The organism is Spirosoma harenae (assembly GCF_054776975.1).
On the sequence record NZ_BAAHBD010000007.1, the window covers coordinates 453,574 to 474,580 of the forward strand.

Annotated in this window: 19 protein-coding genes and 1 tRNA gene; 14 read left to right on the forward strand and 6 right to left on the reverse strand. The window is 43.8% G+C overall.

Going from position 1 to position 21,007, the window contains the following annotated elements; genetic code table 11:
* Window positions 1–8 precede the first annotated feature (8 nt).
* From ACYVE4_RS07830 to ACYVE4_RS07850, 5 genes are all read left to right on the forward strand, one after another.
* Window positions 9–1,097, forward strand: coding sequence for an AAA family ATPase (locus tag ACYVE4_RS07830; protein ID WP_460996668.1), 1,089 nt, complete (start codon window positions 9–11; stop codon window positions 1,095–1,097).
* Window positions 1,094–1,675, forward strand: a complete 582-nt coding sequence (locus ACYVE4_RS07835; protein WP_460996669.1) for a hypothetical protein — start codon at window positions 1,094–1,096, stop codon at window positions 1,673–1,675. The genes ACYVE4_RS07830 and ACYVE4_RS07835 overlap by 4 nt, the downstream gene beginning before the upstream one ends.
* A gap of 247 nt (window positions 1,676–1,922) precedes the next feature.
* Window positions 1,923–2,474, forward strand: coding sequence for an RNA polymerase sigma factor (locus tag ACYVE4_RS07840; protein ID WP_460996670.1), 552 nt, complete (start codon window positions 1,923–1,925; stop codon window positions 2,472–2,474).
* Window positions 2,475–2,692: 218 nt separating this feature from the next.
* The gene (locus tag ACYVE4_RS07845) at window positions 2,693–3,583 is read left to right on the forward strand and encodes a TolB family protein (protein WP_460996671.1); all 891 of its coding nucleotides are present in this window, start codon (window positions 2,693–2,695) and stop codon (window positions 3,581–3,583) included.
* Window positions 3,584–3,621: 38 nt separating this feature from the next.
* Complete coding sequence (locus tag ACYVE4_RS07850; RefSeq protein ID WP_460996672.1) at window positions 3,622–3,843, forward strand: DUF6965 family protein; 222 nt, start codon at window positions 3,622–3,624, stop codon at window positions 3,841–3,843.
* Between the two features lie 9 nt (window positions 3,844–3,852).
* On the opposite strand, the gene ACYVE4_RS07855 is transcribed toward ACYVE4_RS07850, so the two are convergent.
* The 3 genes from ACYVE4_RS07855 to ACYVE4_RS07865 all read right to left on the reverse strand — a co-directional run bounded on the left by ACYVE4_RS07855 (window position 3,853) and on the right by ACYVE4_RS07865 (window position 7,966).
* The gene (locus ACYVE4_RS07855) at window positions 3,853–4,896 is read right to left on the reverse strand and encodes a sensor histidine kinase (RefSeq protein ID WP_460996673.1); all 1,044 of its coding nucleotides are present in this window, start codon (window positions 4,894–4,896) and stop codon (window positions 3,853–3,855) included.
* Between the two features lie 117 nt (window positions 4,897–5,013).
* Window positions 5,014–6,267: an ornithine--oxo-acid transaminase gene (gene rocD, locus ACYVE4_RS07860; RefSeq protein ID WP_460996675.1), complete on the reverse strand. Its 1,254-nt coding sequence runs from the start codon at window positions 6,265–6,267 to the stop codon at window positions 5,014–5,016.
* A gap of 199 nt (window positions 6,268–6,466) precedes the next feature.
* Window positions 6,467–7,966, reverse strand: coding sequence for a capsule assembly Wzi family protein (locus ACYVE4_RS07865; protein WP_460996677.1), 1,500 nt, complete (start codon window positions 7,964–7,966; stop codon window positions 6,467–6,469).
* 131 nt (window positions 7,967–8,097) lie between these two features.
* Between ACYVE4_RS07865 and ACYVE4_RS07870 the strand changes: the two genes are divergently transcribed.
* Window positions 8,098–8,913, forward strand: a complete 816-nt coding sequence (locus ACYVE4_RS07870; protein ID WP_460996678.1) for an aldo/keto reductase — start codon at window positions 8,098–8,100, stop codon at window positions 8,911–8,913.
* An 11-nt stretch (window positions 8,914–8,924) separates the two neighbouring features.
* On the opposite strand, the gene ACYVE4_RS07875 is transcribed toward ACYVE4_RS07870, so the two are convergent.
* Entirely contained in the window at window positions 8,925–9,701 is a 777-nt protein-coding gene (locus ACYVE4_RS07875; protein ID WP_460996679.1) for a Nif3-like dinuclear metal center hexameric protein, read from the reverse strand.
* A 318-nt stretch (window positions 9,702–10,019) separates the two neighbouring features.
* Here ACYVE4_RS07875 and ACYVE4_RS07880 point away from each other — a divergent pair, with 318 nt between their 5' ends.
* The 8 genes from ACYVE4_RS07880 (at window position 10,020) to ACYVE4_RS07915 (ending at window position 17,607) form a co-directional block, all read left to right on the forward strand.
* A complete protein-coding gene (locus tag ACYVE4_RS07880) occupies window positions 10,020–11,405 on the forward strand; it encodes an MATE family efflux transporter (protein WP_460996680.1) in 1,386 nt (461 codons plus the stop codon).
* 143 nt (window positions 11,406–11,548) lie between these two features.
* Window positions 11,549–12,817 (forward strand): GTPase HflX, encoded by a 1,269-nt coding sequence (gene hflX, locus ACYVE4_RS07885; RefSeq protein ID WP_460996681.1) that lies wholly within the window; start codon window positions 11,549–11,551, stop codon window positions 12,815–12,817.
* A 69-nt stretch (window positions 12,818–12,886) separates the two neighbouring features.
* Window positions 12,887–12,958: transfer RNA gene (locus ACYVE4_RS07890), tRNA-Arg, on the forward strand.
* A 560-nt stretch (window positions 12,959–13,518) separates the two neighbouring features.
* Window positions 13,519–14,115: a hypothetical protein gene (locus tag ACYVE4_RS07895; RefSeq protein ID WP_460996682.1), complete on the forward strand. Its 597-nt coding sequence runs from the start codon at window positions 13,519–13,521 to the stop codon at window positions 14,113–14,115.
* A 123-nt stretch (window positions 14,116–14,238) separates the two neighbouring features.
* Complete coding sequence (locus ACYVE4_RS07900) at window positions 14,239–14,445, forward strand: hypothetical protein (protein WP_460996683.1); 207 nt, start codon at window positions 14,239–14,241, stop codon at window positions 14,443–14,445.
* A gap of 202 nt (window positions 14,446–14,647) precedes the next feature.
* Entirely contained in the window at window positions 14,648–15,769 is a 1,122-nt protein-coding gene (gene grrM, locus ACYVE4_RS07905) for a cyclophane-forming radical SAM/SPASM peptide maturase GrrM/OscB (protein WP_460996684.1), read from the forward strand.
* Window positions 15,770–15,781: 12 nt separating this feature from the next.
* Window positions 15,782–17,197: a 2OG-Fe(II) oxygenase gene (locus tag ACYVE4_RS07910; protein ID WP_460996685.1), complete on the forward strand. Its 1,416-nt coding sequence runs from the start codon at window positions 15,782–15,784 to the stop codon at window positions 17,195–17,197.
* Window positions 17,198–17,340: 143 nt separating this feature from the next.
* A complete protein-coding gene (locus ACYVE4_RS07915; RefSeq protein WP_460996686.1) occupies window positions 17,341–17,607 on the forward strand; it encodes a hypothetical protein in 267 nt (88 codons plus the stop codon).
* Here ACYVE4_RS07915 and ACYVE4_RS07920 read toward each other — a convergent pair.
* A complete protein-coding gene (locus tag ACYVE4_RS07920) occupies window positions 17,594–19,504 on the reverse strand; it encodes a glycoside hydrolase family 2 protein (protein ID WP_460996710.1) in 1,911 nt (636 codons plus the stop codon). The two genes, ACYVE4_RS07915 and ACYVE4_RS07920, sit on opposite strands and share 14 nt — an antisense overlap.
* 175 nt (window positions 19,505–19,679) lie before the next feature.
* On the reverse strand, window positions 19,680–20,882 hold the full coding sequence (locus ACYVE4_RS07925; RefSeq protein ID WP_460996726.1) for an aminotransferase class V-fold PLP-dependent enzyme: 1,203 nt from the start codon (window positions 20,880–20,882) through the stop codon (window positions 19,680–19,682).
* Window positions 20,883–21,007: the final 125 nt, after the last annotated feature.

Sequence of the window (21,007 nt, forward strand, 5' to 3'; positions counted from 1 at the left end):
TACCAGCCATGCTCAAGCGCGTTTCCATCCAGAACTTCAAGAGCCTAAAAGACGTCACGCTCGACCTCCAAAAAGTCAACCTCCTCATCGGCCCCAACAACTCCGGTAAGACGAATTTTTTGAAGGCGCTGGAGTTCTTTTCTGATTCGGTAGCTGGGAATGATAAGTTTTCATTTTCAAGAAATGTTAAGTATATGCAATACGGTGACAATCTAGTTGACATGCATTTAGTATTTGACAACAAAGAGCCGTTTAAATCAGAAAAATATGAGCATTTACTTATCGCAGAGAATGACAATGATTTTGAGGATTTAAATTATAAAGTCTCCGTTCATAGTGAATTATCTGACTCATTAGAAATAGCCGAAAATGAGACTTTTTACGAGTTTTCAAAAGAAGATCTAATTACTCACGTAGGGAAATTAGAAATTTATAAACCAGATCCTAATAGAATAGTACAACCAGCTTATTTTTCTGCTGATGAAATAGCATTAAAAGGCGATTGCTCAAATCTAATTCAATTCCTTTTTTACCTTAATACGAATTATAAACGTGCTTATCAATATATAGAAAAAGACTTAGCGAGCTGCGTTGGCGATATAGTTAGCTTTAGTACGCCACCAGTTAAAGTTGGAAACGAAAGTAAACTTGGCTTAAAGTTCTTTGGGAAAAATGATGAAGATTATTGGGCTGAGAATGTATCAGAGGGAGTTGTATATTTCTTATCGTTACTTACAATTATCAACCAACCTAATCCGCCTAAACTTTTACTTCTAGAAGAACCGGAAAAGGGAATCCACCCGCGTCGATTGTTTGAAGTAATGCAGTTTATTTTGGGCTTGGTCGAAGATAAAGATGTGCAAGTCATCATGACTACGCATAGTCCAACTGTGGTCGATATGTTCAAAGATATGCCGGAGTCAGTGTTCATTTTTGACAAGGACGAAGAAGGAGCGACTCATGTGAAGAATCTGCTTCATGATGTTATTGAACCTGAGACGGCTAAGAGTAAAGAATTAGGGATTGAGCCGCCCCATTACACAGATTCATTAGGCGATGCCTGGACGGTTGGTTTTCTGGGAGGAGTGCCAAAATGAGCCAGATTATTACGTATGCCTTTTTCGGTGAGGATGAAGCTCAGCGTAATTTTCTGGAAAAATACCTCAACCAGCAATACCCCAATACATTCATCGAAGACGAAAATGAGCGCTGGCGATTCAAAGCCGAAAATGCTAACCAGGTTGACAAGCTACTTCCCGATGCGTTACGCAAACGTATTCTTCTGGGATTGGATGTCTTATTTGTCGGTAGAGATCTTGATACAGAACATAAACCAACGATCAAATCACGTCAGGAGCATTATACGAATAAATGTATAGGTCATCCCGCTGTACTGATATTGCCCGTGCAATGCATTGAATATTGGCTATGGTATATAAAACGCCACCGTGATGAACCGGGTAAAAACTCACCATTGGAATCGATGCCACGCTCAGAGGCTAAGCGAGCTATTTATGGGGAGACAAAACTTGTTAAGAAACAAATACCTATTGCTAACGATATTCTGGAATCATTAGACGTTTCGTGGTTAGAATCGCGCTCAGATAGCTTCAAGCATTTTCACAAACAAGTGGCTGAATTCTTGGAAAAATATAATTCTAATCACTCTGAGTAAGGTAGTCTGATAGGTTTAGTGGAAAAAATAATGTAGCTTCGATAACCTATTGATTAGTAGTAAATAATGACCAGCAAAACATAGAAGTTACTTTCCTGCTAGTTAGTGTATGTGTAGTCAATGTTTACCAGGCACCGCTTAGTAGATATATCCTATTATATGTATCAACAATGATACCTATTAAGAATAAATATAAATATTGTGCTATTTTTACGCTTGAAACTTAACCTGTAGTTACCATTCTGCTATGAAAGTATCTTTGAGTGATGAGGAAATAATTCGTAGTTATTTGACTCAGCAGCCCAATCAGTGCTTCGAAAATCTCTATACCCGCTACGTCGAGAAAGTCTACCAGCGATGCTTATCCATGACAAAAGACGCTGATCAGGCGCAGGATTTCACTCAGGATATTTTTCTAAAAGTTTTCGGCAAATTAAGTTCCTTTCAGGAACGCTCAAGTTTTTCAACCTGGCTCTATTCGATCGCTTATAATTATTGTGCTGATCAACTTCGGTTAGCAAAACGGCTTCCTACCATCGCTTTGGGTGAAACATTAGAACAGACCAAAGCCGATTCAATAGAAACGCATCTGCACGAAGAAACGCTACAAGCGATGCAACAGGCAATGGATCGGCTTTCTACTGAAGAAAGAACGTTATTGCGCCTGAAATATGAAGACAGCATGAGCATCGAAGAGATTGCTGATCTTTATAATCTTAAACCTAGTGCTGTCAAGATGCGGCTAAAGCGAAGCCGGGAGAAAGTACAGGCCATCTGCGTCCAGCGATTTGCCAGCTAACAGACATTACAAATACCATCAATAAACTAAAAGGCTCGATCAGACATTGGTCGAGCTTTTTTTGTGATTAACCTCACCCTCGGCCCCTCTCCTAAAACAGGGGAGCAAAATTTCCTTTCTTAGCCCTCTACTGTAGTAGGAGACGGGTTGGGGTTGAATGAAACGAAATGAAACCTATATTGATGAGCAAACCTGAATTTCATCAACACTACACAATCATGGCTTCTCTAATAAACTTTCTCCGAAAGAGTGCAAATCGATTGTTCATTCTACCAGTGCTGGTTAGTATGGGAATGACAACGTCAACATTTGGTCAGGCTGACACCGATATTTTTTTAGTTGATCTGGCCAAACCAGACAAGCCATTGAATATAACGCAGCGAAAAGGGTATGATAACCAACCTTCGTTTACGCCTGATAAGACCAGCATCCTTTACACGTCCATGCAAGCCGATGGCCAAACCGATATTTATCGCTACATCCTTTCGTCGAAAACGACAACTCGGCTAACCCAAACGCCCGAAGGCGAATATTCGCCAACGGTTATGCCCGATCAGGCTCATTTTTCTGTTATTCGGATGGAGCTTGATAAAACGCAGCGGTTGTGGAAATTTCCGCTAACGGGCTCGGGCAAACCCACTTTGATCTTCCCAAATGTAAAACCCGTTGGTTATCATTGTTGGCTGGATACTGATTGGCTGGCCTTATTCATTTTAGGAAAACCAAATTCGCTTCAACTGGCCCGAGTCAGCACAGGTGATACTGTTTATATTGAAGGAAATATTGGTCGTACGCTCCTTAAAATTCCGGGTAAACAGGTGCTCAGTTATGTGCATAAGCAAACACCCACGCATTGGGAAATTAAACAGCTCGACCTGAAAACGCGACAAACATCAACGATTACACCCACGTTGGAAGGAAGCGAGGATTTCGTCTGGACGCCGGATGGAAAACTGCTGATGGGTAAAGGTGCTATCTTGTACAAATATGATCCGGCCACGCATTCAGGATGGCAGCAATTGGCCGATTTTAGTTCTGCTGGTATTACTCAGTTGACTCGTTTAGCAATTGATTCGCAGGGAAAAATGCTGGCGTTGGTAGGGCAGTAGGGGATGGAAATACGCAATCGGCTGGTTACCTTAGCAAGATGAATCTCGATAGCGAATACCAGGATTTAGTCGATTTCTTCTCGGGCCGTGATTTACCGACTGGCCCTCAGCATATTAACGAATACAGCGTATTTTTAAATCTCTCCAATGCTGTGAATTCCCGGCTTACCCAACTGCATAGCGATGTAGCGGCTACTCGGAAATCGGCTGCCCTGATGCTTCGTGAAGTAAAAGATTGGTTGACTAATCGGGATAAATAAACCGATTCGCTACACTCGAAGCAATTCTGCAGAAGGCTGAATCAGCGGGAGGCTGACCCGAAAACTTTCCTGATCGTGGTAAACCGTAACTGCTGGATGATCAAGCAAGGCGTACTTCGTCATGATATCCTGTAAACCATGATGGGGTGACTGAACGGTTATTTTCTTCTCCTGCAGATTATTCTCGACAACTAAATTTCCCGATTGCGCGTATAATTTGATGGTCAGCGGTCGGTTTACTGAAATAACATTGTGCTTGATCGCATTGTCAAACAACGCCTGAAGCGTTAATGGAGGAATCAGGCAGGTTAGCGAAGCCGGATCTAGATTAATGTTCATAAAAATGCCTTCGCCAAAACGAGTTTTTAGCAAATAGAAATAAGCATTAATGAACTCGATTTCTTCCTGAAGCGGACAAAGATCGCGGCTATTGGGCTGAAGCAGATACCGATACACCGACGATAATTCATCCAGAAACTGTTCGGCATGATCAGCATCACTACCAATCAGGGATGACAGTGTATTCAGATTGTTGAATAAAAAGTGAGGGTTGATCTGCGTTTTCAACGAATCGAGCTGGCTTTGCAGATTTACTTTTTTCAGCTCCTGCGCTTCAGTATAGGCGATTCGCCACCGCTGATAGAGGTAGATTCCTTCGTAAACAGCCGCGATCTGGATGGTACCAACAACTGAGACAAGTGTATTGAAAAAATACGGTTTAAACTCCAGAAAATCACTCGAATGCCAAAGCCCAATCCGTTGATAAAACCAGGTTTGGGTAATCCGAACGGCACTGGCAAAAACAATAAACCAGGCTAATTGGTAGAGGACTCGTCGCCAGGTTTGCGATTGTTCGGGGTAACGTTTTCGGGAAAAAATAATCCCCCAGCGATTCACTTCCCATACGATCACACTGCCTAAAACGAAAAAGAATGGAATACGCCAATCGTCTGGGTAAGGCATCATGGTGTAGCCATACATGGCCCATTGCCCGGTTAATGCCAGCAGCGGAACGCCCAGAACACGCATCCATTTATCATTCAATTGCTGCATTCTATCTAGTAAACCGTGTAGTTAAAGCGTTTAGTATGATGTCAATTGGGTACGAAAAAGGACAAAGAAATCGGGTTATCCCATTTCTCTGTCCTTGCTTTCCGTTGAACTGATTCGTTAAAATTCCAATATTGTTTTCTCGATGATATCGCACGCTTCGTGTATCTGCTCTTCGTTGATAACCAACGGGGGCGCAAATCGAATTTTATCGCCATGCGTAGGTTTGGTCAATAAGCCGTTGTCTTTCAGCTTCAGGCAAATTTCCCAGGCGGTCTCACTACCCAGTTCAGGACGTTCTGAAATAACAATTGCGTTCAATAACCCCTTCCCACGCACTGTTTTGACCACATCCGTTTTCTGGCTAAGCGCATGCATCCGAGCTCGAAAAATTTCGCCCATGGCCGTTGCATTTTCCGCCAGTTTTTCGTCTTCAACAACGCGCAAGGCTTCCATCGTAACAGCGCAGGCCAATGGGTTTCCGCCGTAGGTGCTGCCGTGTTCGCCCGGCTTAATCGTTAGCATTACTTCGTCGGAAGTTAGCACGGCCGAAACGGGCATTGTTCCGCCCGAAAGAGCTTTTCCTAGAACGAGTAAATCAGGTTTTACACCCTCATGATCGCAGGCAACACGTTTGCCCGTTCGGCCGATACCGGTTTGTACTTCATCCGCGATAAACAGAACATTGTATTTGGTACACAAATCGCGTACACCGCGTAAATAGCCTTCATCGGGCACAACAACACCCGCTTCTCCCTGAATCGGTTCGACCATAAACCCGGCAATATTCGGGTCGTTTTTGAACGTATCTTCCAGCGCACTCAGATCGTTGTAAGGAATGATAATGTAACCCGGTAGCAATGGGCCAAAATCGTTAGTACTGCTAGGATCTGTCGACGATGAAATAGCTGCCAGTGTACGACCCCAGAAATTGCCCGCAGCATACACGGTTTTGGCCTGATTTTGCGGAATTCCTTTGACTTTATACGCCCATTTACGCGTCAGTTTCAGGGCTGTTTCGCCACCTTCGGCCCCTGAATTCATCATCAGAGCCTTATCGTAACCAAAATAATCGCAGAGGAATTTTTCGCAAATACCGGTTTGATCGTTATAAAAAGCGCGGGACGTTAACGTGAGCCGTTGCGCCTGTTCCATCATAGCGCCAATGATCCGGGGATGGCAATGGCCCTGACTTACAGCACTATAGGCTGATAGAAAATCAAAATATCGTTTATCCTCTACATCCCAAACGAAGATGCCCTCACCCCGGCTCAGTACGACCGGAACAGGATGATAATTATGTGCCCCGTAATGCCATTCCAATTGCATGGCCTTATCCGCAGGCGATGTTGGACTGATTGGTTCAATTGTCATAGCGAAAAGCGGTTAAGATGAAAGTGTTGAGGAAACCCGTTTCCTCTCAAAAATACAGGTAATTCATCGAAATTACTTGTATTGTCTACATTTGCATGAACCGCTTAGTAAGTAGTCAAGCTTTGTGATGAACAATAAGACTCGGAAAGGGTGAATCCTGGCCTGGATGCGAATTAAAATGTTATTAAACTTTGGGCTATTACCAGACCCTTTTCAGGCTGATATAGCTGCCAAATGAGTCGGGTAGTGGATCGCCCCGATCAAGAGCGACTGTCGTTGTCAGTATCGTGCGTGGTAGTTTTCGGAAGCGCCATTGAGCGGATACCAGCGTCGAAAATTGATGAAACACCTCCGGGAAAGGCTGCTTATATGACCCGAAATTACGACTGTAAGAAGCCCTGGCACTCAGCGTTGGGCCCTGACGGAAACCGCCCATTGCACCCAAATACCACATAACAACCCGGTTGTTCGGGAAAAAGCCTCCGCCGATGTAAGCATCATTAATCGTCGGCTTAAAATCCGATCGGGGAATGATAAAAGGCGTCCCCATTGTACGGCCTCTATACGACCACCCCTGAATGTATTGACTGTGATTGAAGTAGTTATCAGCTCCCTGATACCGAGCTGTAGGGGCAAAAGTTGGTCCACTCTGATCGGTCGTGGCCAGCCATTCCAACACGATTCGCTGAAACCGAAAGCGAGGTTTATTGACTGACTGATTTAGAAATCGAAGACCTGTTAGACCGTCTGGTAAATTCTGCAAAGCTAGTCCCGAAGCATCGTCGTACATATGCTGGTGATATAACAGCCAGTTATGCGATTTGCCCTTCCATTCCAGGGCCAGATCATAACTTCCGACATGATTTCCTAACCGATTCGTACCGTCAAATTCAGTAAACCGATCATTCTGTAATGCGTCGGGGTAAGTACCTGTAATGATGTATAAATAGTCCTGGAACGACGTCGACAGATTACCATTGACAGCTAATGGCGTTCCAATCAAGTAATCGGCATGGCCTCCCCATTGTACCTGATGATTGAGTCCTGCATGGATTTGCAGCTTCCAGGTTGGCTTTCCAATTCGGCCATACAAATACTTTTGATGTAGATAACTGCCCTGAATGTAGGTATTGATCAGCCATCCGTGCGCGTAGCCAAATCGAAAGGAGAGTAGCTTCTTGGTAAAGCCAATTGGCACATAATCAGGCGTATGCAGTTGGATTTTCGGATAAGGCATTGCATTTCCCGACCAGGCAACAAAGCCAGAAGATAACAACGTATCGCCTAAACCGGCCACTTCCCGCCGATTGCCAGCATAGAGTTCAATTTGCCCAAACCGTGCTTTTACAAAAGCATCGGGTAACAAAATAGCCGGATTATCAATCTTTTGTTCAGGTCTTGCATTCGCGACCGCATACACGCTGAAACCCCAGTCGAAACGTGATTTGCGTTTCGATGTTGAATCATTTCGGGGTTTGTAGTCACGCTGAATACCGAGCCGAACTGTTCCGAAAGAACCTTCCAGCGGTACGGTATTATATTGATTGGTTCGCAGCCAGAAAGGAATCTGGGTCGATGAATTCAAGCCACTTCCTATTTCTACCGAATAATGAATCGGTGAGCCTTGTTGAACGGGTTGAGCCCAGGTAAGCGTAGTACTTAACCAAATAAGTAAGCCAATTAGGTAACGTACTTGCATAGGGCGCTAAACCATCTTGATCGGTGAGTCAAACTTACACGTACGAAACTAAAAAAAGGACTGATTAAAAAGTAAGTTTTAAACAAAATGCTCCCTTTTTCTATTCTATAGGGATAACCAGTTCCTATCATATGAATGAAACCATTACGTTAAACAATGGTGTTGAAATGCCTTTGCTTGGACTTGGAGTTTATGCGCCAAGCCAGGCGAATGAAGTACAGCAGGCTGTCGAATGGGCCCTCGAAATAGGGTACCGCCTGATCGATACGGCAGCAGCGTATGGCAACGAACGGGAAGTCGGCGATGCGATTCGGGCGAGCGGCCTTCCTCGCAGCGATATTTTTATTACCACAAAAGTCTGGAACAACGACCAGGGTTACACCCGAACCTTACGGGCGTTTAATCGGAGTCTGGAACGACTTCGGCTCGATGTGGTTGATTTATACCTGATTCACTGGCCAGTTAAAGAATATCGACACGAAACCTGGCGAGCCCTCGAAAAAATTTATACCGACGGTCGAGCGCGTGCCATTGGCGTATCGAATCATTACCCCAACCATATTGATGAATTACTGACTGAATCAATCATAACTCCGGCTGTTAATCAATTCGAACTAAATCCCTATTGTTATGTACCGGAAGTTCTGGATTATTGCCGTGAGAAACAGATTCAGACGGAAGGCTATGCGCCATTAGTAAGAGGTGAGAAAAAAGATGACCCCAGACTCATAGCAATAGCTGAAAAATATGGCAAAAGCATTTATCAACTGTTGATTCGCTGGTCGATTCAGCACGGCGCAGTTACAATTCCAAAATCAGTCCGTCGTGAACGTATTCAGGAAAATTTCGATGTTTGGGATTTTGAAATTTCTGACGATGATATGGCTATGTTAAATACCTTTTACGATAATACCCGCATCGCCGACGATCCACGGACTATTTCATAAGTAATTGCCTATCAGGCTAAAATGAGCATAGGTTCCCGTACCGCACATTCAATAGGAAATTGCTTTTCCAATAAATTAGCCAATATTCTCAAGCCATATTCTTCACATCGACGGTGGCCGACGGAAATGACCGCAATACCCGTTTCATCAACGGCCTGCTGGCCAGGTTTGCGGTAAGCGCCCGTCAGGTAAAGATGCGCTCCTCGCTCGGCAGCTTCCCGAACGAGTGCATTGGTCATAGCACCAACTACAGCAATACGCGAACTGGTTGGTTGCCAGCCGCCCGAGCTATGCCCCGCTTCGGCCCGATCGTACCCATTAAATAAATTCCTGACCGTTACCAGACATTGGTCAAATTCCTGAGGAGAAACATCGAAGATCATACCCAAAGGACGTTGCGAACTTGGTTTTCCATCCCGGTTTATATCCTGTTTATAGCCTATAGGCTCTGGCGCCTGAATAGCTCCCAATTGCTTCGCTAATTTCGGATTGTAGCCTACAGTAAGTCCTTCGTCGAACGGTAAATGATGCGATAATATACCGATATCAGAAGGCAGTTGAGTAAGATCAAGTTGCCAGGGACGGTGAATCCAAACCGCATCAAGTTGCTCATCACGTATCCAACTAGTCAAGGTAGAAAATGGCTCCAGTGCTAATCCAATTCGATGAATGGGCCGGGTTGATGGATAATAAATTCCGCCCTGTTCAGTCTCTGGAAACTGTTCAACGGCCAGTTCTTTTTGCAGAAAATCCGCAATTGTATTTAGAGAAATAGTCGAAGTGCTCATGCTAAATTAACTAGTAGGCTTCCAGATGGTTTGATAATCAATCAATTGATTTTAGATCGTATTGGCGATTACAACCCGTCTTGTCGACCGTTTACTCAAAAGAATTTGGGTTTGTCGAAAAGAAAGTCGTAAGTTTGCGCCCATTAACTACGCCCGCTCAGTCGGGACGTCCTGACCGATGATTTTCCTCGCTTAAAAACCCACGGGTTTTTACATTTCTCTTCCGATTACTGCCACTCCTTTAAGTGGCCAATCTGTTTATACTTCATTCACGCAGTACCAATAGCTCTACAGCTATCGGGTCAGCTTTTTTCACTAATGACCAAGTTTTTTCGGTTATTCCTGGACGCAGTACGCGGTTCGGAAACCAATTTTACGTCTGGTAGTATCAACCGGGCTATTTTTCTCCTATCTGTTCCGATGATTCTGGAAATGGTGATGGAATCACTATTTGCTGTCGTCGATGTATTTTTTGTGGCTAAAATCGGTACCGAAGCCATTGCAACCGTGGGCTTAACCGAATCGGTTCTGACCATCGTGTATTCGATTGCGATTGGGTTGAGTACAGCCGCTACAGCTATGGTGTCCCGTCGCGTCGGTGAAGAAAACCGGCGGGAAGCTGCCAAAACCGTTGGCCAGGTCATTCTGGTTTCCCTGGCTATGGCCATTCTGCTGGGCGTACCGGGGTTTGTATTTGCCGAAGATATTCTGCGGCTTATGGGTGGTGATGAGCGATTAATTGCCAACGGAGTCGGATTTACGCGCATGATTTTCGCCAGTTCACCCGCCATTATGCTCCTATATACGCTAAGTGGCTGTTTGCGCGGAGCGGGTGATGCATCGGCTGCTATGCGATCGTTGTGGATAGCTAACGGCGTAAATATCATTCTGTGTCCGGTATTTATTTTCGGCCTTGGTCCGTTTCCCGAACTGGGTGTAATGGGATCAGCGGTAGCAACCACAATGGGCCGTACGATAGGCGCTTTGTATCAACTCTACTGTCTGACTCGGCAGAAAGGCGGTATTAAAGTGTTCCAGTCTGATCTAATTCCTGACGCTGCCATCATTCGGAATATGCTAAGTCTGGCGGTTGGCGGCACAAGTCAGTTTTTGGTTGGATCAGCAAGCTGGATCTTCCTGACTCGTATTTTGTCCACCTATGGCAGCGATGTTGTAGCGGGTTATACGATCGCTATTCGTATAATCATTTTCACGATTTTGCCTTCGTGGGGCTTGGCGAACGCGGCTTCGACGCTGGTGGGGCAGAATTTGGGGGCGGGAAAACCGGAACGAGCCGAAGCATCTGCCTGGCGAGCGGCTTTCTGCAACATGCTTTTTTTAGCGGCTGTGGGCGTCGGATTCTTTTTAGGAGCTGCCGAAGTGGTTGGCCTTTTCGACCGAAACACACAAGTGGTTGAGATTGCCGTGCAATGCTTACGAGTGTTTTGCCTGGGTTACCTGTTTATGGCCTATGGCATGGTATTGAGCCAATCGCTCAATGGTGCGGGTGATACGAAAACGCCTACACTCATCAACATTGTGTGTTTCTGGGCGGTTGAAATTCCACTAGCGTATGCCTTGGCAAATCCGCTGGGATGGGGGCCCTCGGGCGTGTTCTGGTCAGTCGCTATCAGCGAAACCTTGTTGGCTGTAATTGCTATTCTAGTCTTCCGTCGAGGTCGCTGGAAAACCGTTCAGGTGTAATGAAAATCAAGTTTTTACACCTGTTTTTACCGAAACTTTTACCCGAAAGGGGCCGTTTTATTTATGTATGATGTATGATATAATCTGTACGTTCTACTGAACCCATACATCCTGCATCATACATCCAATACCTACATTTTTTTATGATTGAAACACACAAACAACCCGAAACCGCTGTATTGGTCGCGCTGATTACACAAAAGCAAACTGCCGACCAGACAAAGGAATATTTAGATGAATTGGCCTTCCTGGCTGAAACATCAGGCGTTACCACAATTAAATCGTTTACTCAGAAACTCGACCATCCCGACAACCGCACGTTTGTAGGAAAAGGAAAGCTGGAAGAAATCAAGACCTTCATTCTCGACAATCCAGTTGATTCAATCATTTTCGACGATGATCTGACGCCTTCGCAAGTACGGAATCTGGAAGCTGATTTTAAGGATATTAAGGTTCTTGACCGCAGTTTGCTCATCCTGAACATTTTCTCGATGCGTGCCCAAACGGCACAATCGCGCGTGCAGGTTGAACTTGCGCAATACCAGTACATGTATCCCCGCTTGACCCGTATGTGGAGCCACTTGACTAGTCAGAAAGGGGGCGTGGGTATGCGTGGACCAGGTGAAAAAGAGCTCGAAACTGACCGTCGGATCGTGAAAGACCGGATCTCGTTCTTGAAGGATAAGCTTGCGAAAATTGACAGACAGAGCCAGACCCGCCGGAAAGAGCGCGATCGATTGGTGCGGGTAGCTTTGGTTGGTTATACGAACGTGGGTAAATCGACCCTGATGCGGACGATGGCCAAAACAGACGTATTCGCCGAAAACAAGCTGTTTGCAACGGTCGATTCAACAGTTCGGAAAGTAACGCTAGGAAACATTCCGTTTTTGCTGACCGATACCGTAGGATTTATTCGTAAGCTACCAACAACGCTTATCGAATCCTTTAAGTCGACACTTGATGAGGTACGTGAAGCGGATATTCTGATCCACGTCGTAGACGTATCGCATCCTAATTTCGAAGAGCAAATCGAAGTCGTTAACGCAACGCTGGCTGATATCAAAGCTGCCGATAAGCCCATGGTGCTGGTATTCAATAAAATGGATCAGTTTGTACCGAAAGACGAATGGACTGATCAACTGGATACTGTTGACGACGAAGATGTTCAGGATGAAGTGATTATTCCGATAGCTGTGCGGAAGAAAACGGCACTCGACTATCTGAAAAAAACATACCTGGCTCAGAAAGCCGATTATGTGGCGTTCATTTCGGCGGAAACGGGCGAGAACGTTGGCGAACTGCGTGAGTTACTATACACGTTGGTCAAGGAGAAGCATTACCAGATTTACCCAAACTGGCTGCACGTACCGCTTTCTGAATCTGCCGAATATGGCGACGGTTTGGCAGGCTAATGTATTTTTAACATTTTTGTAGAGCAACAAACCTAAAAGGTTTCACAAGCCTTTTAGGTTTTATTTTTTGGTCCTGTAGTTCAACGGATAGAATAAGCGTTTCCTAAACGCTTGATACGGGTTCGATTCCCGTCGGGACTACTTTTCTAGCCACAATAACCTGACTTACAGGTTATTGTGGCTTTTGTTTTGCACGTGTATACGGAATTGGGCTGGTAATTATGAATAAATAATAGGCGGTATTAAGAAGAGTTGGTTTCCTGAGTGCCACTTTTCACATCTATCTCGTCAATTGGTTAGGTTTTGGTCAAGGAGGCTCTGGCATTCTAAGCAGATTTAGCTATAAAGAAATGTCTATCTGCATCAACTGATCCTGCTGGAGTGTAGGGTTCGATTTGATGAAAAATGAGGAGCGGCTCGTTTGTTCTGGAATTATAAAATACGTGGCCAGCCAAAGGGACATGTAAAGGTTCAGATAGCTGGATTCAATCAAGTTGCCCGCCCATCATTAAGCACTTATTTGTTGGATAAATAGCCTGAAAGATGGCTGACTAGTAGCGCCTTATCTGCAGAATAAGGCCTTCGGTAAAAAATATTTTTGCTCATTCTGTTACATCGGCTGGCTCAGAAGATATATAGGTTTAGAAACGCCGTAGTGATGGGCTGCCCGTACCCGACAGAATGTAAATAAGCCAAATGCAATGGAAATAGATCACAGACTAATAGAGCAGGCGAAACAACTTATCGAAGCAATGGATAAGACTGCTGATGACAACTTACCGAAAGAAATCGCCGGTATTGTGAAGTTCCATGCAAAAGGTGCTGCTGTTGCGGCCTTGGCGTCTGCCTGGGCGCCTGGCGTTGGAGGAACTGCAGCGGTTCTTGCTAGTGCAGGGTTTATATGGACTATGTACGGGCGGATTGGCGCAGAGATTGGATTGCCAATTTCCAGTAATATCCTTAAGACGCTTGCAGCCGGGGTGGCAACGAATCTCGCATCAGCAGCGGTAGGTGCCGTTGTTGTATCATCGGTACTTTCATTCATTCCCGGCTTAGGCAACGTAGGAGCGTCTGTTCTAATGGGAGGAATATGTTATGCATTGGCATTGGCTTCAGGTTACGTTTACCTCAAAACTATGACCACTCTTTTCTCTAGAGGAGTAGATCCAACGAAACTGAGTGAAGACGATTTAAAGAGCGTTGCCAAGGACATCACGAAAGACAATGATGTCAAAGATATATTACAACAAGCTCGAAAGGACTTCAAATCCAAGAAAGATAGTGGTGAATTCAAATAACTTACACCTACTAAACAAGTAAAAGGCTTGGGAAAATAAGCATGGAAAGAAGCTTAAATGATTGAAAAGCATACTCAACGAAAAAGTAAATTGTTCTAATTGTTTCATCTAAAAACTTTTTTCATGGAAGCATTACAGATTGACGCACATGAGCCTATTACACAAAGAACCCAAAGAGTTCGGGAGGCTTTTCAAAAAGCGACGCCAGAGTTGAAAGCAAAAATTTTTGAACTTGCTCCGTTTCCTATAAAATCGGAATATAGTTCAGATATCAATGGCTTTTGCCAATGGTCGCAATCATGGCCACAGTGGCAGCAGTCACATTGGTAAGTCGAATGTAAATACGTATCTGGATACCTACTTAGTAGGTATCCAGATAGTCGTCGCAATATCAAAATGCGTCGGTATGTGAAGTATCAAAATAGGATAAACAGAAAGAGGGAATAGCTAATTACTATTCCCTCTTTGGGATATTTCCACAAATCCTCCAACTCTGGTGGGGAATTCTTTTCTGTAGCTAAACTCTAAAAACATGGCGGTATCAAGAACTTTGGTTATCCTACAACCAACACCATTTTGTAATATAGATTGCGACTATTGCTATTTACCTTATCGTTCGTCTTCAACTAAGATGAGTCTCGACATTGTGAGAAAAATAGCTCTGGAATTATTTTCAAGTAAAATTATAACTCATCCAATAGATTTTCTTTGGCATTTAGGAGAACCACTAGCTGTACCAATATCATACTACGAGCAGGTTTTTTCGATTATTAACGAGGTTGGAAAAGATACAGGTATCGAGTATTCCTTTACTTTTCAGACAAATGCTATGCTTATAAATCAAAGCTGGATAAATCTTATCAAAAAGTATAGAATAAATATTGGTGTTAGTATTGATGGGCCTGCCTTTATTCATGATAAAAAACGAGTTGATAAAAAGAAGAATGGTACGCATACCCAAGTAATGAAAGGCGTGAAGATGCTTCAGGAAGCTCAGATACCCTTTAGTGTAATTATGGTTGTAACAAAATATACTTTGGATTATCCTGATTTAGTCTGCGATTTTTTTATTGAAAATGGTATTCATGATATTGGTTTTAATATTGATGAAATGGAGGGCAGTAATTATAAAACATCCTTTAATGATATAGAAATGAGTAGATATAAGTATTTTATTCAAAAGCTATTAGATAAATCTATTGCATTAAATGAGAAATTTAGAGTAAGAGAGTTTTGGTTGAATATAAGACCTTTTACAATGAATATAGCTGAACCGTTCAATAATACTAATAAACCATTCAGTATTCTGAATTTCGATTGTCATGGTAATTATAGTACATTCTGCCCCGAGTTACTTTCTACAGAAAGCACTGATTATAATAACTTTATTATGGGTAATGTTATGGCTGATGGATTGAATTCTATCTTAAGCAATCCAGTGTATTTGAAAGCGAAAACCGAAATAGATAAAGGTGTGAATAATTGCAAAAACTCTTGTGAATATTGGATGTTTTGCGGTGGAGGATCTCCATCCAATAAATTTTTTGAAAATGGTAGTTTCGCAACAACTGAAACAATAGCTTGTAAATATCACAAAAAAGCAGTTGTAGATCTGCTTACAAGTCATTTTGAAAAACAATTAATTGATTGTTAGTGAGTTAAATCTATGAGCGAAGTTGTTCCCGTTGTCGTTTTTGCCTATAACAGAGTTGACTTATTGCGTCAGCTTCTCATTTGTCTAAAAAATGAGAATGTGCCTCTTTTGTATATATTTAGTGATGGTCCTAAAAACCATATTGATGAAAGTAACGTAGAAAAGGTAAGAAGTGAACTGAATAAAATTGATTGGTGCGATAAGGTAATTTATCAACAAGATATAAATATTGGCTTAGGTAAATCCATTCTATACGGTGTAAATAAAGTATTGACATTACATAAATCAGCCATTTTTTTTGAAGACGATCTTATTTGTACTAAAGGTACCTATAAGTACTTGACCTCCGCATTGAATACCTATGAACATGATCAACGAGTAATGAGTGTGACAGGATGGACACATCCTAGCGTTACGCCAAAAAATTTAAACAATACTCCGTACTTTGACGGCAAAGCTGAATGCTGGTGCTGGGGAACATGGGCAAGAGCATGGAAAGGCATGGAACGGACAGCTTTGGAACTTTATAACGAATGTATTTTAAATGGAATTGATGTAGAAAAATATGGTTCAGATCTGCCCAAAATGGCATTAGAAGCAGAAGAAAAAAATCTCTGGGCAATTCGTTGGTGGTTTTTACATCTATTACAAGATGGCTTATGTTTCAGGCCACCCTATAGCTTAATTGAAACAACAGGCTGGGACGGGCGAGGTACAACAATAACTCCCGATATGAAAAATTGGGCAAATCCACCTCTCAAAGAGTGCCCACCGATCCCATCCTTTTATCCTACACCATCTGAAAATGCAGATTGTTCACATTTATGGAAGTTAGCTATAGACAAAAGCCAATATAATTACACTAATTTACCTAAGCCAGAACTTCAATGTATTACATCCGATGTGTGGGTTATTGATAATTTGCTGACTAATACAGAATGTGGTTACCTATTAATAAAAGCTTTAGAAAATAGGTTTAATGATGCAAAAGATATGCATAAATATGGCCGATATAATCAAGAGACTTTTTTTAAGCATGAAGGTTTATTGAATTTAATAAGATCGAGGCTTGTATCTATAGTTAATAGGACTACTGTTGCTAAATTTTCGGCAGAATATACTACAGAATTATTTGAGTTTTATCTATATAAACAAGAAGGGTTTGCTAAAATACATTCAGATGCACCTATCGAGGTTGGAAAAAATATATATTCAAATCACACATTATTGATTTACCTGAATGATGATTTTGAGGATGGCGAAACATATTTTAAAGAAGCGAACTTAAGAATTAAACCTAAGAAAGGTGGCGCACTATTATTTGATCAATCGCTCGACCACAGCGGTTTAAAAGTTACGAAAGGCGAAAAGTATGTGCTTCGTTTTTGCTTATTAGTTGATGATCTAGAGATTGAATCAAAAAACTAGTAGTCTCATGGTGGGAGCAGTAATCATGCGGGAGAAACCATTACTACACGAGAGATAATATAACTCGCATTGATGTTATATCCGGCCATTCCGTAGAGATTTTTCTCTATGAGTACGATAGCAACCCCAACCCCTACCATGGATTGATTGCGCCTGATATTGCTGCGGTTCGGCGATTCAGTCGCAATAACATTACTAAAATTACGAACCAAACGACAGGTAAGGTTAACGCCGTCTACACCTATGCGTATAAGGGGTCGGGCTTACCAATCACTTTGCAGGATAGTAACGGTTCGGGTCCAATAGACATACTTACGAGTCTTATTGATCCGGATGAAACCGATATAATCGCCCAGGCGATTATATCGGTTTGGTTAGTATTGACGGCGGCACACGTTACTCTTTTTTAGACGCTAACCGATTGCCGGCTTGTAATACGGCTTGATTTACTGCACGAATCCGGCCTACGTCCATTTTCTCTACCGCCCGATCATATGTCAGAAGGCCGTTTACCTCGTGCTCAACATCGGTGGTTTGAGTGTAAATAGCCACACTTAGCCCACGGTAACGCATTAACTGTTCCACCTGATCCAATAAAAATAGATAGCGATCGGTTAGAGCGGAATGGGTAGGTTCATACGCGTATGCGTTGTTTTCAACCGGCCACATGTGGCCGCGCACAAACAAACCAACTCCACCAAATTCACCCAGTGAAGCTGCTCGCTGGCTATCTGGTTGGGATGCTTTAGTGGGACCAACATAAATATGGGTGTCCACAAAATCGCCGTTTTTCGGATCTCCGTACGCTTGTTGGTAGGGCGGATTATTATTGAATCCGGAGTTACCATTGACCAGTCGGGAAGGGTCATAGTGTTTAACCCAATCCGTGATGGCCTTTACATCGAAAGCTCCCCAGTTTTCATTGAAAGGCACCCAGCAAATCACCGACGGAGAGTTATAATGATCATCGATAAGCGATTTGAGCTCGTTTCGGAAAGTGGTTCGGGTAGTTACCGTATCTTCGTCGGGATACCAGATCGCAGGCATATCCTGCCAAACTAGCAGCCCCAGTTTATCGGCCCAGTAATAAAATCGCTGGGGCTCGGTTTTCATGTGCTTACGAATCAGGTTAAAACCGGCTTTTTTGGTAAACTCGATATCCGATTTTAACGCTTCCTCGGTGGGTGCGGTTAAAATACCATCGGGCCAGTAGCCTTGATCCAGCAAACCCAGCTGCATAACAAATTTTCCGTTCAGCAAGGGGCGCATAACACCATCCACTTTGCCAAGGCTTACGTCACGCATTCCAAAATAGCTCATCACTTCATCCGTTACGACCCCACTGGCCGATGTCAGCGTGATTTTTAAATCATATAGGAACGGCGAATCCGGCGACCAGGATTTGGGGTTAGCAATCGGCACGTAGAAAGCCGCTCCAGCCTTTCCGTCTGCCCGGATAAGCTCTTTTTTTCCTGCAAGAACAACTGCGGATACCTTGGTCTGAGAACTGGCATTCACTTCAATCTTTAGTTGTTTGCCGGTCAGATCAGGTAACAAACGGATGTTTTTAATATACTCTTTGGAGACGGGTTCGAGCCATACCGTCTGCCAAATGCCGGATGTGAATGTGTAATCGCCACGAGGACCGTTCTTACCCGAAGGTGTACGCCCATCATTGGCATCATAAGCGGCAACAACCAGGCTGTTTTCCCCGGTTACCAGAAAGGATGTGATATCAAACGAAAACGCATCGTATCCTCCCGAATGGTTACCTACTTTTTGCCCGTTTACAAAGACCGTTGCGTTATAATCCACGGCTTCAAAGTGAAGCAGAATCTGTTTGCCTTTCCAGGTCGCAGGGAACGTAAATTTGCGGTGATACCACATATTCATTTCCTGCTTTCGCTTGATGCCCGATAAAACCGATTCAGGGCAATAGGGCACTCGTATTTTTTCAGGCTTAGCTGGGAAATTGATTACTGTTGACGGATTGTTGGCGGATGCGACTGATTTGCCACCCTGATAATTCCAGCTTCCGTTTAGGCAAAGCCATTGACTGCGCTGAAGTTGGGGGCGCGGGTATTCGCCCAATGGTATTGGGGCAGTCCTGGCGGCTTGTGTCCAACGGGTAGGCAATTCGGCTTGCTGCGCCTGGGCCACTTGCCCGAAAATGATATTGAAGATGGTAAGCAGTGTAGTGGAAATTCCCAAAATGTACGTTATCCTTCCTTCAATATTCCATCGATTGACGATCTGCAAACCGTTGAATCCTTGTTGTTCGATAGTAGTGATACTTTGTTTAGTCATATAAAATGGGTTGCAACAAGCTAGTTTAGCCTTTGGAAACCCAGCGATTATGTGCCTGTAATATTATCCTGCGAAAGTTGGTTTTGCAAACGAGCTCTTGCAGATGAACAACCACTCCGAAAAGGTCAGGGATGATGACACGCCGACTATGGAGACGATAGCAACTTTTAGGCTCTTATTCGTTTAAAGACCGAGCGATTAAGTCGACCACTGCATCCATCTCGTCCAATGTATTAAAATAGTGGGGAGACAGCCGGATCAGCCAGTCTATTCCCTTACGCTGGAAGTCGATTAAAGCTGACGGTGGATATTGTGTTGTATAAATCAGACATTCGCGTTTGAGGGCTGCCTCCAGCACTGGGAGTGATTGGCGAGTTGTGTGAAATGTCAGAAGGTTACTTTGACGGGAGCCTCGGTCAAGCAAGGTCAGACCATCGAGCTGTTCCAGACCCGTTCGGAGCCGGTGCATAAGCTGTCGATTCTGCTGGACAATACCCTCCAAACCCACCTGATTCGCGTAACGAATGGCTTCAGTTAGTCCTGCGCTAAGGAGCGAAATCTCCTGCGGTTCAAATCGGCGGGCGCCCGTCTGTAATGCATACGTGTCTGGGCCGGTCCAGCTAGCTCCCCGTCGGTCGATAAATAGTGGTGATAGTCCGGCTTCCAGCACCCTATCTGATACATACAGAAACCCTGTGTTTCGAGGCCCACGCAGAAACTTACGTCCCGTTGCTATTAGAAAATCGGGCTGAATCCGGGCAACATCGAGCGGCAACTGCCCTGCTGACTGAGCCGCATCGAGTAGATACCAAACATCATACTGTTGACAGAGATTACCTACTTCCTCGGCTGGCAACACCAGACCAGAGTTTGTGGGTATGTGCGTGATGGTTACCAATACTGGTCGGTGAAGCTGAATTAATTCCTCTAAATGGGTCAGATCTAGATCGCCGTTGGGCAAATCATTGATTCGTAACAACCGGATGCCCAATCGTTGTTGCATAGATAGGAACGCCAGCTGATTGGAAACGTAATCATTCGTAGTAGTTAGAATCGTGTCGCCTGCCTGAAACGGTATGGCCGACAAGACCTGAATGCAGGCATCGGTAGCACTATAGGCATAGGCAATATTGCCGGGTTGCGTGTTCAATAGTCGGGCCGTTTCGTCATAAAACTGGCTTATCTGATCCATTCGTAACCGCTCGACTTCATAACCGCCTACTTGAGTTTCCTGCTGAAGATAATCCATCATGGCTGTTACGACCGGTTGAGGCATAAGGGAAGCTCCGGCACTATTCATAAACAGGCTATCGTGGCAGCCCGGTGTATCGGCTCGCAGTTGGGCAAGATCGAACGAGGGAGTTGTTTGAGTTTGCATGTCACAAAAAAAGTGGCCGAATCTGTACGAAACCAGATACACTTTATAGATTCAGTTACCGTACAGATTGCTTTTTCGAAGGTTAACTCATGTGATCAAACTGTACGAGCTGTTTTAATGAAATC

Excerpts from the sequence above, each read along its gene's own strand:
- ACYVE4_RS07895 (WP_460996682.1), top strand. The coding sequence starts at position 13,519 with ATGGAAATAGATCACAGACTAATAGAGCAGGCGAAACAACTTATCGAA.
- ACYVE4_RS07830 (WP_460996668.1), top strand. The coding sequence starts at position 9 with ATGCTCAAGCGCGTTTCCATCCAGAACTTCAAGAGCCTAAAAGACGTC.
- rocD (WP_460996675.1), bottom strand. The coding sequence starts at position 6,267 with ATGACAATTGAACCAATCAGTCCAACATCGCCTGCGGATAAGGCCATG.
- ACYVE4_RS07835 (WP_460996669.1), top strand. The coding sequence starts at position 1,094 with ATGAGCCAGATTATTACGTATGCCTTTTTCGGTGAGGATGAAGCTCAG.
- ACYVE4_RS07920 (WP_460996710.1), bottom strand. The coding sequence starts at position 19,504 with ATGACTAAACAAAGTATCACTACTATCGAACAACAAGGATTCAACGGT.
- ACYVE4_RS07875 (WP_460996679.1), bottom strand. The coding sequence starts at position 9,701 with ATGAGCACTTCGACTATTTCTCTAAATACAATTGCGGATTTTCTGCAA.
- grrM (WP_460996684.1), top strand. The coding sequence starts at position 14,648 with ATGGCGGTATCAAGAACTTTGGTTATCCTACAACCAACACCATTTTGT.
- ACYVE4_RS07870 (WP_460996678.1), top strand. The coding sequence starts at position 8,098 with ATGAATGAAACCATTACGTTAAACAATGGTGTTGAAATGCCTTTGCTT.
- ACYVE4_RS07900 (WP_460996683.1), top strand. The coding sequence starts at position 14,239 with ATGGAAGCATTACAGATTGACGCACATGAGCCTATTACACAAAGAACC.
- ACYVE4_RS07855 (WP_460996673.1), bottom strand. The coding sequence starts at position 4,896 with ATGCAGCAATTGAATGATAAATGGATGCGTGTTCTGGGCGTTCCGCTG.
- ACYVE4_RS07865 (WP_460996677.1), bottom strand. The coding sequence starts at position 7,966 with ATGCAAGTACGTTACCTAATTGGCTTACTTATTTGGTTAAGTACTACG.
- ACYVE4_RS07880 (WP_460996680.1), top strand. The coding sequence starts at position 10,020 with ATGACCAAGTTTTTTCGGTTATTCCTGGACGCAGTACGCGGTTCGGAA.
- ACYVE4_RS07910 (WP_460996685.1), top strand. The coding sequence starts at position 15,782 with ATGAGCGAAGTTGTTCCCGTTGTCGTTTTTGCCTATAACAGAGTTGAC.
- ACYVE4_RS07840 (WP_460996670.1), top strand. The coding sequence starts at position 1,923 with ATGAAAGTATCTTTGAGTGATGAGGAAATAATTCGTAGTTATTTGACT.
- ACYVE4_RS07925 (WP_460996726.1), bottom strand. The coding sequence starts at position 20,882 with ATGCAAACTCAAACAACTCCCTCGTTCGATCTTGCCCAACTGCGAGCC.
- ACYVE4_RS07850 (WP_460996672.1), top strand. The coding sequence starts at position 3,622 with ATGAATCTCGATAGCGAATACCAGGATTTAGTCGATTTCTTCTCGGGC.
- hflX (WP_460996681.1), top strand. The coding sequence starts at position 11,549 with ATGATTGAAACACACAAACAACCCGAAACCGCTGTATTGGTCGCGCTG.
- ACYVE4_RS07845 (WP_460996671.1), top strand. The coding sequence starts at position 2,693 with ATGGCTTCTCTAATAAACTTTCTCCGAAAGAGTGCAAATCGATTGTTC.